General features: G+C 70.7%; 17 protein-coding genes and 2 pseudogenes. 4 read left to right on the forward strand and 15 right to left on the reverse strand.

From position 1 onward, the window contains the following. Positions 1 to 7: 7 nt before the first annotated feature. The 4 genes from ACIQKA_RS32570 to ACIQKA_RS32585 all read right to left on the reverse strand — a co-directional run bounded on the left by ACIQKA_RS32570 (position 8) and on the right by ACIQKA_RS32585 (position 3,227). Positions 8 to 583, reverse strand: coding sequence for a rhodanese-like domain-containing protein (locus ACIQKA_RS32570; RefSeq protein ID WP_402543135.1), 576 nt, complete (start codon positions 581 to 583; stop codon positions 8 to 10). Between the two features lie 134 nt (positions 584 to 717). Continuing rightward, positions 718 to 1,461 carry a sulfite exporter TauE/SafE family protein gene (locus ACIQKA_RS32575; protein ID WP_383434960.1) on the reverse strand — a complete coding sequence of 248 codons (744 nt, stop codon included), beginning with the start codon at positions 1,459 to 1,461 and terminating at the stop codon, positions 718 to 720. Then, positions 1,458 to 1,823 (reverse strand): rhodanese-like domain-containing protein, encoded by a 366-nt coding sequence (locus ACIQKA_RS32580; protein WP_383434964.1) that lies wholly within the window; start codon positions 1,821 to 1,823, stop codon positions 1,458 to 1,460. The genes ACIQKA_RS32575 and ACIQKA_RS32580 overlap by 4 nt, the downstream gene beginning before the upstream one ends. Positions 1,824 to 1,862: 39 nt before the next feature. Beyond that, a complete protein-coding gene (locus ACIQKA_RS32585) occupies positions 1,863 to 3,227 on the reverse strand; it encodes a rhodanese-like domain-containing protein (RefSeq protein ID WP_402543136.1) in 1,365 nt (454 codons plus the stop codon). A gap of 191 nt (positions 3,228 to 3,418) precedes the next feature. On the opposite strand from ACIQKA_RS32585, the gene ACIQKA_RS32590 reads away from it, so the two are divergent. Then, entirely contained in the window at positions 3,419 to 3,823 is a 405-nt protein-coding gene (locus tag ACIQKA_RS32590; protein WP_402543137.1) for a DUF302 domain-containing protein, read from the forward strand. Here the strand turns inward: ACIQKA_RS32590 and ACIQKA_RS32595 are convergent. Both ACIQKA_RS32595 and ACIQKA_RS32600 read right to left on the reverse strand, forming a co-directional pair. Further along, positions 3,729 to 4,181 (reverse strand): annotated as a pseudogene (locus ACIQKA_RS32595) (hypothetical protein); the annotation flags it as partial. The gene ACIQKA_RS32590 and the pseudogene ACIQKA_RS32595 overlap by 95 nt on opposite strands. A gap of 340 nt (positions 4,182 to 4,521) precedes the next feature. Continuing rightward, complete coding sequence (locus ACIQKA_RS32600) at positions 4,522 to 4,902, reverse strand: thiol-disulfide oxidoreductase DCC family protein (RefSeq protein ID WP_383153704.1); 381 nt, start codon at positions 4,900 to 4,902, stop codon at positions 4,522 to 4,524. A gap of 173 nt (positions 4,903 to 5,075) precedes the next feature. On the opposite strand from ACIQKA_RS32600, the gene ACIQKA_RS32605 reads away from it, so the two are divergent. Beyond that, entirely contained in the window at positions 5,076 to 5,372 is a 297-nt protein-coding gene (locus tag ACIQKA_RS32605; protein ID WP_383434972.1) for a hypothetical protein, read from the forward strand. A gap of 541 nt (positions 5,373 to 5,913) precedes the next feature. On the opposite strand, the pseudogene ACIQKA_RS32610 reads toward ACIQKA_RS32605, so the two are convergent. From ACIQKA_RS32610 to ACIQKA_RS32625, 4 genes and pseudogenes are all read right to left on the reverse strand, one after another. Then, positions 5,914 to 6,159: pseudogene (locus tag ACIQKA_RS32610) on the reverse strand (IS5/IS1182 family transposase); the annotation flags it as partial. Positions 6,160 to 6,498: 339 nt separating this feature from the next. Further along, a complete protein-coding gene (locus ACIQKA_RS32615; protein WP_391097240.1) occupies positions 6,499 to 6,726 on the reverse strand; it encodes a hypothetical protein in 228 nt (75 codons plus the stop codon). Positions 6,727 to 6,957: 231 nt separating this feature from the next. After that, positions 6,958 to 8,136 (reverse strand): spore photoproduct lyase family protein, encoded by a 1,179-nt coding sequence (locus tag ACIQKA_RS32620; protein WP_402543138.1) that lies wholly within the window; start codon positions 8,134 to 8,136, stop codon positions 6,958 to 6,960. A gap of 60 nt (positions 8,137 to 8,196) precedes the next feature. Then, a complete protein-coding gene (locus ACIQKA_RS32625) occupies positions 8,197 to 8,664 on the reverse strand; it encodes an MSMEG_6728 family protein (RefSeq protein WP_383153697.1) in 468 nt (155 codons plus the stop codon). Positions 8,665 to 9,167: 503 nt separating this feature from the next. Here ACIQKA_RS32625 and ACIQKA_RS32630 point away from each other — a divergent pair. Next, positions 9,168 to 9,629, forward strand: a complete 462-nt coding sequence (locus ACIQKA_RS32630) for a GNAT family N-acetyltransferase (RefSeq protein ID WP_402543139.1) — start codon at positions 9,168 to 9,170, stop codon at positions 9,627 to 9,629. 344 nt (positions 9,630 to 9,973) lie between these two features. On the opposite strand, the gene ACIQKA_RS32635 is transcribed toward ACIQKA_RS32630, so the two are convergent. The 5 genes from ACIQKA_RS32635 to ACIQKA_RS32655 all read right to left on the reverse strand — a co-directional run bounded on the left by ACIQKA_RS32635 (position 9,974) and on the right by ACIQKA_RS32655 (position 13,946). Next, the gene (locus ACIQKA_RS32635; protein ID WP_402543140.1) at positions 9,974 to 10,321 is read right to left on the reverse strand and encodes an AAA family ATPase; all 348 of its coding nucleotides are present in this window, start codon (positions 10,319 to 10,321) and stop codon (positions 9,974 to 9,976) included. Positions 10,322 to 10,785: 464 nt separating this feature from the next. After that, on the reverse strand, positions 10,786 to 12,072 hold the full coding sequence (locus tag ACIQKA_RS32640; RefSeq protein WP_402543141.1) for a phytase: 1,287 nt from the start codon (positions 12,070 to 12,072) through the stop codon (positions 10,786 to 10,788). A 232-nt stretch (positions 12,073 to 12,304) separates the two neighbouring features. After that, positions 12,305 to 12,754, reverse strand: coding sequence for a M4 family metallopeptidase (locus tag ACIQKA_RS32645; protein ID WP_402543146.1), 450 nt, complete (start codon positions 12,752 to 12,754; stop codon positions 12,305 to 12,307). Positions 12,755 to 12,906: 152 nt separating this feature from the next. Continuing rightward, entirely contained in the window at positions 12,907 to 13,308 is a 402-nt protein-coding gene (locus tag ACIQKA_RS32650) for a hypothetical protein (protein WP_391097262.1), read from the reverse strand. A gap of 290 nt (positions 13,309 to 13,598) precedes the next feature. Beyond that, a complete protein-coding gene (locus ACIQKA_RS32655; protein WP_402543142.1) occupies positions 13,599 to 13,946 on the reverse strand; it encodes a hypothetical protein in 348 nt (115 codons plus the stop codon). Between the two features lie 264 nt (positions 13,947 to 14,210). Between ACIQKA_RS32655 and ACIQKA_RS32660 the strand changes: the two genes are divergently transcribed. Continuing rightward, entirely contained in the window at positions 14,211 to 14,618 is a 408-nt protein-coding gene (locus ACIQKA_RS32660; RefSeq protein WP_402543143.1) for a hypothetical protein, read from the forward strand. The last annotated feature ends 309 nt before the right edge of the window (positions 14,619 to 14,927 follow it).

Genomic DNA, 14,927 nt, shown 5'->3' on the forward strand with positions numbered 1-14,927 from the left:
GTGTGGTTCAGCGGTTGCGCAGTGCGGCCAGCGTGTTGTCGAGGTCGGCGACGCGGGGACGGTTGTGGGGGAGCTTGGCGAGGACGGCGGCCATGCCGCAGGTGTTGGTCAGGGCGGAGAAGACCAGACCGGCTGCGATGCCGGCGGATACGAGCTGGAAGGCGGGATGGGCGACGAGCCCGAGCAGCAGGCCGAGCAGCACGATCACTCCTGCGGTGAGCCTCACCTGTCGCTCCATTCCCCAGGTGGCGCGGGAGGCGCCCCGGGGGCGGTGGAGCTCGTGGCCGTCGGCCGCCCAGGCGCCGGTGCCTCCTGACAGGGTGGCGGCGGTGATGCCGTTCTCCGCGAGGACCGTGCAGGCGTTCTGGGAGCGTGCGCCGGAGGCGCAGACGACCAGGACGTCGCCGCGGGCGGTGGCGTGACGGATGTCGGGCAGTGCGCGCCGGATCTGGTCGAGGGGGATGTTGAGCGCGCCGGGGAGATGGCCGCCGGCGTACTCGCCCGGGGTGCGCACGTCGATGACCGTCAGTTCGTGCAGGCGGGTGCGCGCCTGGTGGGTGGTGAGGGCCGTGGGGGTGGGCATGGCGGTGTCCTTGCGGTTCGGAAGTCGTGGTGGAGCTTGATCTGACGAAAGCGGGCCGGAGGCGGCCCCGGGAGGCGCGGCGGGCTGGAGAAGTTCTCCCGGCCCCTGGTCCGAGCCGCTGGCAGCCGTCGTGTTCAGGCGATCGCGTCGACGAGCATGAAGGCCGCCACCGCCAGCAGGACGCCGGCGAAGATCTTCTGAAGGGTGGTGCCGGAGATCCTCGTCGCGAGGCGTTTGCCGTCCCAGGCGCCGAGGATCGCGGCTCCGGTGAAGGGGGCGATGATCTCCCAGTGGAGCCCGCCCGTGGTGCCGGTGCGAGCGGCGAGCGCGGCGAGCGAGTTCACCGTGATGACGAGCAGGCTGGTGCCCACCGCCCGCCGCATGGTCAGTCCCAGGACGCTCACCAGAGCGGGCACGGCGAGGAATCCCCCGCCGACCCCGAGGAAGCCCGTCACGGCGCCGAGCCCGGCACCGGCACCGGCCGCCTTGCCGGGACGGATCCGGTCCGGCGGCTCGGATGCGGACGGTCGCAGCATACGCAGGGCCGCCAGCGCGGCGATGAGCGCGAACGCCGCCGTCAGTACCGCTTCGGGCAGGTTCCCGGCGACAGCGCCGGCGAGGAAGGCGGGGACGGTGCCCGCCGCGGCGAACAGGGCCCCCGTCTTCCATGCCACGTTCCCGTCGCGGGTGTGGGCGTACAGGGCGGTGGCGGAGGTGGCGGTGACGATGATCAGGCTTGCGGTGGTGGCGGCGGCCGGGGTGAAGCCGAGCAGGTAGATCAGTGCCGGCACGGCAAGGACGCTGCCACCGCCGCCGAGGGCTCCCAGGGCGAGACCGACGACGGCCCCGGCGATGAGGGCGAGAACGAGTACGGTCACGCTGTCTGGCCGCTGTTCCCGCGTTCGTCGACGACCGGGTGCCCGGCGGCGGCCCACGCGTTCATGCCGCCCTCGACGTCCACCGCCTGTGCTCCGCGCCGGGTGAGAAGCTTCGCGGCCCGCTGGGAGCGGTGACCGCTGCGGCAGATCACCACCAGCGGACGGCCCTCGGCTTCGGCGGGCAGCGCGGCGCCGGCGACCAGCTTCGTCAGCGGTACGTGGACGGCGCCCGGGGCGTGGCCCGAATTCCATTCGGGTTTTTCACGGACGTCCAGCAGGACCGCGTCGGGCCGGTCGCCGCTGGTACGGCTGTGTGCCTCGTCGACCGTGACACGGGGCCCGTTTCGGCGAAGGAGGAACATCGCACGTTTCCTTGCTCTGTGAGAGGGGACGGCCGGAATTCAGCCGGAGGTCAGGGACAGCCCGGCCTTCGCCGCGGCGTCGAAGCCGTCGTCGACGGCGACCACGTCGCGGCCGGCGGCATCGAGCAGGGAGGCGGCGATCGCCGCGCGCATCCCGCCGGCGCAGTGCACCCACACCGTGCCGTGCGGCACCTCGCCGATGCGGCCGTGCAGCTCGTGGATCGGGATGTGGACCGAGCCGTCGATGTAGCCGCCCGCCCGCTCGGAGTCCCGGCGCACGTCCAGGACGACCACGTCATCGCCGCGGTCGCGCGCCTGGGCGAGGTCGGCGAAGCGGGCCCGCGGGAACGAAGCGAGCTGCTCGCCCTCACCCACCCAGGTGGCCGGGTCGCCGGTGGCGGCGGCGGCCGGGCGGTCGATGCCGACCCGGGCCAGCTCCCGCTGCGCGTCGGCGATCCGCGCCGGGGTGTCGGCGAGCAGGGTGACGGGCTTGCCCCACGGGATGAGCCAGGCCAGGTAGGTGGCGAGTTTGCCCTCGCCCTCGAAGTTGAACGACCCGGCCACATGCCCCTCGGCGAAAGCCAGGCGGCTGCGCAGGTCCACCACCCACTCACCGGCCGCCAGCCGAGAGGCGATCTCGCCCGCGTCCGCGCGCCGTGGCGGGGTCAGGTCGACGGGGGCGGGGCCCGCGGCGTTGGCCGGGCCCATCTGCGCGTAGTAGGCGGGCACGTCCTCCAACCCGGCGAGCATCCGCTGGACGAAGGTGTCCACGTCCAGGGTGAGCGCGTCGTTGTTGGTGCGTTCCTTGCCGATCGTGGTCGCGTCTCCCCCGGACTGGGCGGAGGAGCAGAAGCTGCCGAACCCGTGGGTGGGCAGTACCGGCACCTCGTCGTCCAGCTCGGCGGCCAGGCGGTGGGCGGAGGCGTGCTGGGCCCGGGCCAGCCGCTCGGTCAACCTCGGTTCGACCAGGTCGGGGCGGCCCACCGTGCCGATCAGCAGCGATCCGCCGGTGAACGCCGCCGCGCCACGCCCGTCCTCCTCAAGGACGTAGGAGGTGTGGTGCGGGGTGTGCCCGGGGGTTGCGATCGCCCGCAGCACCAGATCCTCGTCCACGTCCACGGTGTCACCGTCGGCGACCGGGGTGCGGGCGAAGGACACGTGCGCCGCCGCGGGCACCAGGTAGTGGGCGCCGGTGACGCGGGCCAGCTCCAGGCCGCCGGTGACGTAGTCGTTGTGCACGTGGGTCTCCGCCACGTACGCGATGCGCACCCCTCGCCGGGCGGCGGCGGCGATCACCCGGTCGATGTCACGCGGCGGATCGACGACCACCGCGGCCGCGGCCCCGCCGGCCAGATAGCTGCGATTGCCGAGCCCCTCGAACTCCAGGGTGTCAACGAAAAACACGACTGCGACTCCTCTCCGACGATGTACCCCGGGGGGTATCTGGTACCTACCCTAACAGGGGTACCCCCGGGGGTATTCCTGTTGTTCTGGGCGCCCCGAAAGCCGCAGATGCGGCATTGCTCCCACTGCCGCGGTACCCGCCGGGGTATCAAGGGACCTGACTTTCCGCCTCATCGAAGGAGCGGCGCATCATGTCCTACGACCGCACCGTCCGCCTGGCCGGCGTCAGCTTCGACGCCGCCACCGCCGCGGTCCGCCAGGCCCTGGCCGATCAGGGGTTCGGCATCCTCACCGAGATCGACGTCAAGGCCACGCTGAAGGCCAAGCTCGGCCACGACATGGAGGACTACCTGATCCTGGGCGCCTGCAACCCGGCACTCGCCCACCGGGCGCTGGAAGCCGACCGCTCCATCGGCCTGCTGCTTCCTTGCAACGTCGTCGTGCGCCGTGACGGCGACCATGCGCTCGTCCAGGCCCTCGACCCGGGCACCATGGTCACCCTCACCGGGCTGGACGCCCTCGAGCCCGTCGCCGGCGAGGCCACCGCCCGGCTCGACGCCGCGCTGGCCGCCCTGGCCGCCCTGGCCGCCACCTGACCTTCCCCGGTCCGGCGTCCGCCGTCCGTGCGTCGTTCCCCGTGGACGCGTGGACGCGTGGGCGCCGGAAGCCGTGCAGCCGGGCGATGGTCCGCTCGACGGCCCACCGGTGGACGCCGAGGCCGGGGCCGTGCGGAACACCTCGGCGGGCGATCATCGGTTCGATGCCCCGGTCCCAGACCGGACGGCGGTATTTGTCGTGGTCGTAGCCTTGGTCGGCGAACGGGACGTCGGGGCGGCGGCGCGGCCGGCCGACCAGACCGGCGGCGGAGGGAACCTTCCCCGGCAGGGGCGGGAGCCGGGTGACGTCATTGCGGTTTCCGCCGCTCGGGGACGCGGTGAGTGGGATGCCCTGTCCGTCGACGAGGACGGGGCAGCGCCCTGGTGACGCGTACGGCCCGGCCCGCGCGTCCGGCGAAGGACGCCCCGGTCATCCGTCGCCGGGGCGGCAACCACGCCGACAAGGAGATCGATAGTCCCGCGAGCACGGTCAGCGGAAGCTCCGCTCAACGCTTCAACGCACTCTCCGACGATCATTGAAGACGCTGGTCACGCCATACGAGTTCTCTGAAAACCGCACCTTTGTGCACATGGTCGTGTGCGGTGAGGGGCCGGGTCCGAGCCGGGCGCGACCGGGCCGGTGGGACGACGAGTTCGCCCGCCGGTGTCGGCGCCTCGGTGTGCGGAGACGGGCCCGGTCACCCGGGGCGGCGGGGCACGGTGCAGGCGGGGGTCCCTCCCGGCAGCCGGTGGCGGTGGGTCGCGACGAGCCGGTAGACGCTTCGGGCGGCCCACCGCACGCCGGGCAGCAGGAGCACCGCCCCCAGAGGTGCCCAGACGCCGCCCGTGCTCAGGAGGGCTTTCGCCACCGCCCGGGCCCCGCCGTCCACCGCTCCCGAAGGCGTCACCCACAGCACCTCGTACGCGGCACGCTCGGGTGTGACGCCGAGGGCCTCCAGATCCGTGAACTGCCACGGGACGATCTCACAGCGCGGCCGCACACGCCGTTCGGCGAAGTTCGCCGCCGTCGTGCAGAAGCCGCAGTCTCCGTCGTAGACGAGCACAGGCCGAGAGCGCATACCTCCATCATGCTGCGCCGCGCCGGCGGGATCACGCCGGGGCCTTCCTGACCTTTCCTGCCCCCGGTGTGGAAGCGGCGTGGCGCCGACGGCCCGCGAGGGTGGACGTCTGTCAGGGTGGAGAGGTGACGGCTGATGCGCCAAAGCCCGCCCGCACCCCCGACGGACGGTATGTGATCATCGACGGTCGGCGTTGGCGGGCCACGGACCCCGACGTGCCCGAGGACGTGGCCGCCCGGCTGCGGTCCCACCTCATGGCCGCTCGTCGTGCCGTGGCCACGGCCCGCCGCGCCCAGGACACGGCTGCCGAACGAGCCGCCCGCGACCGCGTGCACACCGCGAAGGTCGCCCTCGGCGAACGCGGTGTGCCCTGGTGGGACCAGCAGGAGCCCGAGCGCCGTACCCGCTGGAGCGACGGGCTTGCCGCGCTCGACGGGCACGGTGGCCAGGAGGGCGCCGACGAAACGTGAGCGGGTCCGGGTTCCCGGTCCCGAGCGGCGCCGTGACCGGCGCGACTGTTCGGAGACGACTCCGTGGGTGTGGAGGAGGGGATCGGGGGCAGGCGGGGTGGTGAGCGCATGGGACCGCTCTGTAGAGGCAGGGCTCGGCCGAATTCCCCCCTCGGTGGGCTCTGGGGTGGTCGGACGGGCCCGCACCGGACGGTGCGGGCCCGTCCGGCATGCGGCCCGGTGGCGTGGTGACCGCCACCGGCGGCACGACCGGAACCGACCCGCGAGGTCGGCACCACTCCCGCCGCTCTCGCCCACGGCACCCGCCACTACGACGTCCCCGGCGGCTCGGTGATCCGCACCAGCAGGGACGACAGCGTCCGCATCCTGGTCTCCGATCACCACGGCACCGACACCCCGTCCATCTCCGCCGGCGGCCTGACGGTCAACCGCCGCAAGGCCCTCCCCACGGCGGGCAGCGCGGGGCGGCCCCCTCCTTCTGGCCCGGCAACAAGGGTTTCGTGGGCGGTGACATCGACACCACCACGAACCTCACCCACATAGGCAGGGTCTTGCCGACGGCGGCTTCGGCGCCGGATTCCTCCCACGCCTTGCAGTCGTTGCGGTTCCCGGCGAGGGGCCGGCCGATGACGACGACGCGCCGTGTGTCGGCGTCGACGACGACCTGGTGGTCGGTGGAGTACCGGCAGTTCTTCGACCGCTCGGCCACAGTGTGGTCCCGGGTGGGGACCAGGGTGCCGTCCACGAGGGGCACGGCGTCCTTGGCGAACCGCCTGCGGGGCCGGAGTGGGGGAGCTGTTGCACCAGCGCGGCCGGCGGACGGCGTTCACGGCCGCTGAGAGAGTGAACGCGCGGGCCGCGCTGCGCCATCGAGCGCGGCTACGGCGAGCACGTCTACGAGCACACCGACGACCTCTACTGCCGGAACCGGCGGCACGAGGGCGCGGCTCCTGCCGGACGAACGCACCGTCCAGCTCTGGACCTCGCGGATCGAAGCTCTGGACGACCGGTACAAGGCCGCGACCGTCGACGACGGCCAAGCACTCGACCAGTTCCACAGGCGGCCCGGCCGCGATCTGTGGCGGCGAGACCCCCGCCTCCTCACCGGCGACCTCGGACGTTCACTTCACTCGGCCGGCGCCGTCGGCACCGACCCGGACACCTCGATGACCCGCCTGCGGCGTCCGAGTCGTTCGCTGGACTCGATGCCTTTGCGGGCGATCCGGACGCCGATGTGCTTACCCCAGAGCCATTCCCGCAGTTCAGGGATGTCGCAGGCCTCGTCGGCGTGCAGCCGCTGGGGTTTGGAATCGGCTGCGTGGGATTCGCGTCCCAGGTGGAAGTGGGACGGCACCGGTCTCAGGGCCTGGCTGTCGTGGGCGTGGGCCGCGAGAGTCCGACGCGTAGGGACAGGCCGGCCACGTCGGACAAGACGTGCGTCCCGGAACCGGGCCCATCTCGGTCCACGGGGCTCGGACCTGCAAGTCCGCCCCCTCTTCAGCGCGGACGTGAGCGGAGTCGAGGACTGCCCGGGACAGGTCGACATGACGGCCCCGACGGCCGACCAGCCACGCAGGACACGGTCTCAGAAGGCGTAACGCACCCGCAGCCACGGCGTCCGTTCCGCGATCATGCCGGTCAGCGCTTCGACGGCCTCGTGTTTGACCGGGGTGCGATAGCGGACGTTGAGCGCTCCGTTCTGCGACCTCTTGAGCTGCTGGAGGTCCGGTTGCCACAGGACGCCCTCGGCGCGCGGGTGCCAGTCGAGGTTGACCCCGTGCAGGTCCTCGTTGTGGGTGAGCATGATGATCTCCGCCGCGGCCTGTTCCTTCACCCGCCGCGGGAGCACGTCGTCCATCATCCGCAGCAGCTCGCCCCAGGCGTTCCGCCAGCCGGGCCGGACGACCACCGGCGACAGGTTGAAGTGCACCTCGTACCCGGCGTCCAGGAAGTCGCCGGCGGCCTCCAGGCGGGCGGGGACGGGGCTGGTGCGGATGTCGAGGAGCCGGGAGTCGTCCGGCGGCATGAGGGAGAAGCGGATCCGGGTACGTCCGCGGGGGTCGAGCCGCAGCAGGTCGGGGTTGACGAACTTGGTCGCGAAAGAGGCCTTGGCGGTGGGCCAGCGGCGGAAGGCGTGGACGAGGTCGGCGGTGTTGTCGCTGATCAGGTCGTCGACCGCGCAGTCCCCGTTCTCGCCGACGTCGTACACCCACGCCCGCTCGTCGCACTGGTTGGGTTCCTTCTTCGGTCCGGCCGAGGCGATGTGCCGACCGATCGCGGCCAGGACCCGTTCGACGTTGGTGAAGACGGTGATGGGGTTGGCGAAGCCCTTGCGGCGCGGCACGTAGCAGTATGCGCAGGCCATGGCGCAGCCGTTGGACAGCCCGGGGGCGATCCAGTCGGCGGAGCGGCCGTTGGGGCGGACGGTGAGGGAGGAGCGCTCACCGAGGACGAGCGTCTCCCGCTTCACCCGCACCCAGTGCTCGACGTTGCCTTCGTTGCCGTGCAGGTGCGGGATGCGCCAGTGCGAGCCGGTCTCGACGAGCCGGGCGCCGGGGAACCGCGCGATGATCTGCCGCCCCCGCCAGGAGGCGGCGGCGCCCGGTTCCGCGTGGATCTCCGCCACCCGCAGCAGCCGCGCCGCCTCGGGCCCGTCCCGGAACTCCCGCCCCCCGCACGCCCCGGCCGGTGCGGACGCGGCGACAAGCTCCGCCACCCCGAACAGCCCTTCGGGCTCCCCGTCCGTCTCCTGAGGCCGCCCCATACCCACTCCGCCGCCGATTCCGATTCCGATGTCTTTGCCCCATTCTACGAGCCCCGTCCGTCACCCCTTGCGGTCGGACGAGGGCCACACGTACGGGAGATCGTCCGGCACGTCGGGGAAGCGGTCCCGGTAGTGCGCCGGGTCCTTGCGCACCAGCGCCGAACGGTGACTGCGGTGGAACGCCGGGTCCCCCAGCCATGGCGGCAGCTCGCCCGCCCGTGCGAGCTCCGCCTGCTCGCGTACCGTGCCCGAGGGCCGCCAGGCACGGTGGTCGTCCAGCAGGGTCACCGCGCAGGTGTCGGCCCGCCCCTGCCCGATCCACACGGCGCAGACGTCCAGCCCGTACCGCACCAACGCCTCCTCGTACCCGGCCCACATCCGCACCGCCGGGTGCCGCCGCCACCCGTACGTCGGCACGGTCAGCCCCCGGAACACCTGCAGCGCCTCGACGCGCTGCTTCCCCAGCCGCTTCGGGTCCAGCACGGCGGCGGAGGCGGAGAAACTCTCGTACGGAAGAAAGGTCTGCATGCACACCTGCTCCCCGCCCCCGGCCCCGCCCTCCCGACTCGATGGGCGGAAACACTGCATCTGCCCTAATTTCCGGGTGAATATCACTCTCGGAAAGGAGTCGACCCATGGCGGACCAGGCCAAGGGCAAGACACGAGGGGCCGGGGGCAGGGCGGGGGAGCAGACCAGGTGCGTCAAGGACTCCCTTCGAGGCCGCCAGAACCCCTGAAGGTCCTCCTTCGCGTTCGAGGCGTCTCGATGAGCGGGCAATCGGCCCGTTCGCCCCTCCCGCGGGCCGCGCGGGCCGCCGCATGTCCACGGACAGCCGACAGGTCCCACGGGACACCGGCGACGCATCTACGTCCTACGGGCACTCGTCCGCGACCGACGGTGCTACCAAGGCGGACCCCCGACAACGGCCTGCTGAACGTTCGCCCCGTCCAGCCGAAGGCCACTGCGTGCTGTTCTCCCACGACCGCAGGGTGCAGAGATCGAAAGACCTCCACCTGAGCAGGAGACGTAGATGGACGTGCTGATCAGGCACGCATGGGCGACGGAGGCCGAGGCGCTCACCGACTTGTCGCTGCGGTCCCAGGCACATGGGGGCTATGACGCCGACTTCCTGGAAGCGTGTCGAGACGAGCTCACCGTTGCCGCGCACGAGGTCGCGCGCCGACGAGCCATGGTGGCTGACAGAGACGGCCGCATCCTGGGCTTCACAACTCTTGAGGGAGAGCTACCCGTTGGCGTGCTGGGCATGATGTTCGTCGACCCGCAGGCCATTGGCCGGGGAATCGGCCGCCTGCTGTTCGAACGCACCATCGCCGCTGGACGAGATTTCGGGTTCACCCGGCTCACGAGCGACGCCGACCCGAATGCTGAACCTTTCTACCGCGCGATGGGCGCGGTCCGCATAGGAACCGTCCCCTCGGGCTCCGTCCCCGGCAGAGTGCTGCCGCAGATGATCGTCACCATCAAGCGCTGAAACAGCGCCGCTCGACACCATCATCGGGGAGCCTCCGCCAGGGTCTCGGCGGTGCGACGGGAGCGGGGTCGGGGACGGTGCCGGGCGAGCACCAGGGGCTCGCGGTCGCGCCGGCGCTGCGCGTCGGTGAGCGGGCGGGCCTTCGCGCCGTGGCGGTACCGGAGCGGGGAGGCCGGCGGCTCCGGGTGGATCGGAGACGAACCGGGGCACTCCCGGGCGTGCCGCGTTCCAAAGCTCCGTGCGGACCTTGCGCACGGGCTCTTCGGCGTGGGACCTCAGCGGGGTGGTGGCGCCGCCCGGCACACACGGGGCGGGCGACCCGAAGCGCGAGGAGCGGCACCGGTTCAGGAGCCGAACCGGATCTGGTCGCCGCCATCCGGGCCGAGGTCGGCCCGGCGGGCCTCGCTGAGCCGCCGCCGGTACGGCTCCAGCCGGTTCAGGTCGTGGGCGAAGAGGACCTGGGTGAAGCCCTCCCGGGCGAAGCTCTGGTGGGAGGAGGCCGTCGCCCCGTGCTGGCGCCTGACGACGTCGTCGGGCACGCGCCGTTTGGCCGGGCGCGGCTGCTGCCGCTGGAGGCACGGCGGCAGCGGCGTGGAGACGACGACCGCGACCGTCGGCACGCCGTACTTCTTCGCCCTGATCACCAGCTCGACCCTGATGGCCTCCTCCACGTTCGTCGCGTTCCCTGTCAAGTCCTTCGTGCCCTACCGCGTGGTCAGGCTCCGGGCGAAGGGGGGGCAGCAGGCCAGGTCCGTCCGGTCCTCGTCCCGGAGGCGGGGTACGACCCTGGCGCCAGTGTGTCCATGGGCCGACGGGTTCAACGAGGATCGGCTCCGGCGCGGAGGGGCGAAGCGGTGTGCTGTGGTCGCGCTGCGCGCCGGTGGCGGGCGTGAACCGAGTCGTGGTTCTCGCGCTTGGTTCCGTACAGTTTCAGCCGTCCGGGTCGTTCACGGGCCGGCCAAACGTCCTGGGGGCGGCGTGGGCCTGCCCGGCGTCGAGAAGGAACGCATTCCTTTCACGCCATCACCTCGTCAAAGGTGGTGGTCGGCCGGTGCGTGGGCGGCGCCGACGGGGAGGTCGAGTCGTCCCCGGAGGTCGGCGGCACTGGAACGCCGCAGGCGCACGGTGTCGCCACCGTGCGCCTGCGGTTCACGAATCAGTCGATGGCGTCGAGCACGTCGCCGAGGTCGACGAACTTGAAGCCGGTGGCCTCGCGGTCGCTGTCACCGGGGGTCTCCTGGCCGTCCTGGACGACGAGGAGACCGTTGGGGTAGCGCGTGCCGAGCGGGGCGTTGAGGGCGGCGGCGCCGTCGCAGACCTCGGAGCCGTCGAGGGTGGTGGAGGCCGCGGCGATGCGGAAGGCGTTCTCGTACTCGTTGTCCTCGTCGCGCTCGCGGTCGTAGGCGACGAAGGTGTTGTCGCCCTGGCTGGAGGCGAGCAGGTAGCCGTCTCCGTCCGGCTCGGTGACCAGGGTCAGGCCCTCGACGTCGGCCGCCAGGTGCTTGCCGCCGAAGCCGGGGTCGGTTCCGGGCGTGCACTCCTCGGTCTGCTCGTCGTAGGTGCCCGGGACGCCGTACTCGCGGACCTTGTCGATGAGGGTCGGCGTGCCGGTCAGGCCCGCGTCGATGCGCCAGATGCCGACGTCCTCCTGTCCCGCGTACAGGGTGCCGTCCGCGGGGTCGACGACCATGCCCTCGACCTGCGGCAGTTCACCCGGCTCGGCGCAGGGCGTCCAGGCGGCGCCGTTCGGCATCCGGAAGGAGGACGGCAGGTCGAGGGTGCGGACCTGGCGGTAGTCGACGGTGCCGGCCGGGGTGGGGAGCAGTTCCAGCAGGGCGATCCGGGTGCGGTTGCGCTGGCTGACCAGGGCGTAGGAGCGGTGGGTGGCGCGGTCGGTCCAGGTGGCCAGGCCGTACGCCGTCTGCTGCTCGTTGATCTCGGCCTGGTCGGCGGAGAAGACGGGCCGCACGGCCGGGTCGGTGACGTCGGTGAGCGGGCCGCCGGGCCTGTCGCGGTCGATGCGGTAGATCCGCAGCCGGTCGTTGCCACGGTCGCTGACCACCGCGACGTCCGCGCGCACGCCGCCCAGGCGCAGGCCCTGTACCAGGTCGACGTTGTTGAAACGGCCGGGCTTGTCGTCGGCGCCGGGTCCGGCCGGGGCGGGGATCGACTGCACCTGGCGCGCGTCCAGGTCGTAGACCCGCAGGCCGCCCTGCTTGGCCGTCGCGATCACCAGGCTGCGGCCCGGGGCGGCGGGGTTGCGCCAGATCGCCGGGTCGTCGGCGTTGGCGTTGCCGCCGACCTCGTCGTCGAACAGAGGTGTGGTCTCCGCCTTCGGGTGGACGCTGTGGATCCCGGATGCCTGGGCCGAAAAGGCGAACGAGGTCGCCAGGGTCGTGCAGAGGGCGAGTGCGGAGACTCGAGCCGCCAGACGTATCGTCATATCTCTTCCTTGTATGAGCGGGTTTGACCCGATGAGGAAGACCTTCGCGATTTAACTTGTCATGTTCGCGACTGAATGATGGACGGCGGTTGAACACGTCACGATACCTGCGGAGCGGAGGCGTCTGCGCGCACATCACGGAACCTCCTGCCGGTCGCTGCGCGGGCATACGACGGCCCCTGCGGTCGGAGCGCCCCGGCGAGGGCTCTGGTCGCAGGGGCACGGGGACCGGTCAGCCGATGGCGATCTGGTCGAGCAGGAAGATGGTCGGCAGGTAGGTGTCCTCGGTGCCGGCGAACTCCAGCTTCACCGTCTGGCCCTTGTGGGCGGACAGGTCGACGGTCTTCTGGACGTATCCGGAGCCGGCGTGGGCGTTGGAGTAGGTGGCCAGTGTGGTGCCGTTGACCTTGACCTTGAGGGTGTCGTAGGCGGTGGAGCCGGACTCCTGGGTGGAGACCTTCAGCCAGAAGGTGAGCTTCGGGGTGCCGGTGGAGGGCACCGCGATGTTCGACTGGGAGAGGGATTCGACGGCGTCGGCGCCGTAGCCCATCATCCAGGCGTACCAGGACCCGTCACGGGCGGCCTGCAGGGTGGCGGTGCGGGCCCCGGCGTAGTTGGTGGTGGAGGTCATGTAGGTGCTCAGCGCGCGGTACCAGACGGCGGCGGCCTTGTCCTTGCCGATGCCGGGACGTTCAACAAGATCGTGTTACGAGTTCGAAGGACGATTGTAGAATTCATCCATTCTTTCCCCGGCGACATCAGATTTCCCTCATCAGTCAATAGGCGCGAAGTTCCTCAGCGGCCAACTTTATACAAGTGGATAAGGAGATGCGTTCACCGGCCGAAGAGCCCCTTTTGGGGAGGATCGGCAGGAATCAACTCCTGCACGTGGACCAGCTCGGCCACACGAACGTTCACATGCTCGGCAGACGTGATCGGCGACTTGTCACCCTTGACCCAGATCGAACTACGCAGCTCCACAAGCCAGCTCACCGGTGAGGTACGGAAGACCAAACGGCCACACCGACTGGAATCGATCCTGTATAACGGCACGCACGTGCGAGTAACCGCCTCGGCCCGCGCAAGGGCCTCCTTCTCCCCACCTTCGACAGAGATCTTCTCCACCAACTCCCACTCACCACGCCTGATCCGCTCCACCAATACATACCAGCTCACAATCCCGCTCCTCCCCGAACACAGCGCCACCGTACCCAACCCGACCAGCACCCACGCCATCAGCCGAAAAAACGAGTACCGAACTAATAAGACCTGCTATCGACTATCTCCAATTTTTGCCAACTGTACATGCTGCATCAGATCGGCATGCAGTCCCGCCCGACGAACCTCCTCAACGACCGCCCCCTTGCCCGTATGCTCCGGTCTCGCCGCAGGCTCTCTCACCGTGCCCGCGAGCCACGTTGCGGCCGGTGAACACAGTGGCAGCGGTCCCGCCGCAAAGACCGGGTGCTTCCATGCCGCGCAGGGGCCTTGGTGCGGCAGGGAAACTCGCGCCGGCTCCGCCCCGGCTAAAGGGTGAGCTCGGGAAGGTCGGGATGCTGCTCATCGAGCCATCCGCCCTTCGGCACCTCTACGAGCGTGAGCGCCGCGTCCTTTGCTTCGAGGACTCTCACGAAGGTCCCATTGTCGTCCTTGCCGGGAAACACGAGAGAGAAGTAGGGGTCCATCTCCATCAAGAAGTCCCAGCCTTCCCGCTGAGTGCCGTCGAGAACAGGAGCATGTCGGCCGGTTGCCTGCCACGTACCGGCCATCCCGGCCGTGTCCACGGTGTCGGTGATGTCGATGGTGTACGCCTCGAGGCACGTCGCCTGATTGGCCCACCACTCCAGACGTGCCTGGCCCATGAATCGATCCATGCGCACATCATGGACGGGGTTGCAGCCGCGCAGGCACGTTCATACGACTATCGCCAGCCGGTTGCCGCAGGCCTGACCGGGATGGGTTGTCAGTGGCCTCGTGCATGCTCATCGAAGAGGAGATCGACATTGGCCGTTGTCCCTGGAGGCCCGTTGTGCACGGGGCTTGCAGGGCACCATGCGTTGATGTGTCCCTGTTCGTGTCCTTGCCCAGACGTACAGGGGGTCTCGTCATGTCAGTCGATTCAAGGGAGGGAATACGCGATGCGTACGAAGAACGCGTCCACGATGGCGTTGCTGGCTGCCGGCGCGATGACTGTGCTGGGTACTGGTCCGGCAGCGGCGGCTGATGTTCTGCTTCCGCACCCGGGTCCGGACGGCTTGGTATGGGTTCAGGAGAGGGTCGGGGACGGGGGAGTGGTCTCCGCCGGGGCGTGGGGTGGCCTGCCGACCGTGTTGACGGTGGCATGCGAGGGTGACGGTACCGTGCGCGCGACGATGGAGTCACAGGGCAACCACGTTGCCGACCTGGCCGTGGACTGTCCTGCCGGCACTACAGGCGTGGGCACGGTGAGCATGGATCCCGGCATGGTGACCGGGTCCTTCAGTATCGGTATCGACGCCTCCGATGACACCGTCCGCTGGGCCCTGACAGTCACCCAGCCCGAATAGAACCCCTCCCTCCAGCCAGCCCGGGCCCGCGAAGTGGGCCCCGGTAGGCCTGGAGGCGCAGCCGGAAGGCCCACCAGGTAGGAGAGTGCGGCGAACCCTACCCTCCCGAGAGGGCTGAAGCGCAGCGAAAGCCCCCTCGGGGGCTTCGAGAGCGCAGCGAACGAAGCCTCACTTCCCGTGCGCAGCACAGGAAGTGAGTGGCTCGCGCAGCGAGCCACCAGCGCTCCCGCGGAGCGGGAGCGCAATCATCGCGCGCAGCGCGATGATTCGCTTTCTCATCGCGCAGCGATGAGGTACCCGCTCCGCGGG

Source organism: Streptomyces sp. NPDC092045, from assembly GCF_044756005.1.
Lineage (GTDB): Bacteria > Actinomycetota > Actinomycetes > Streptomycetales > Streptomycetaceae > Streptomyces.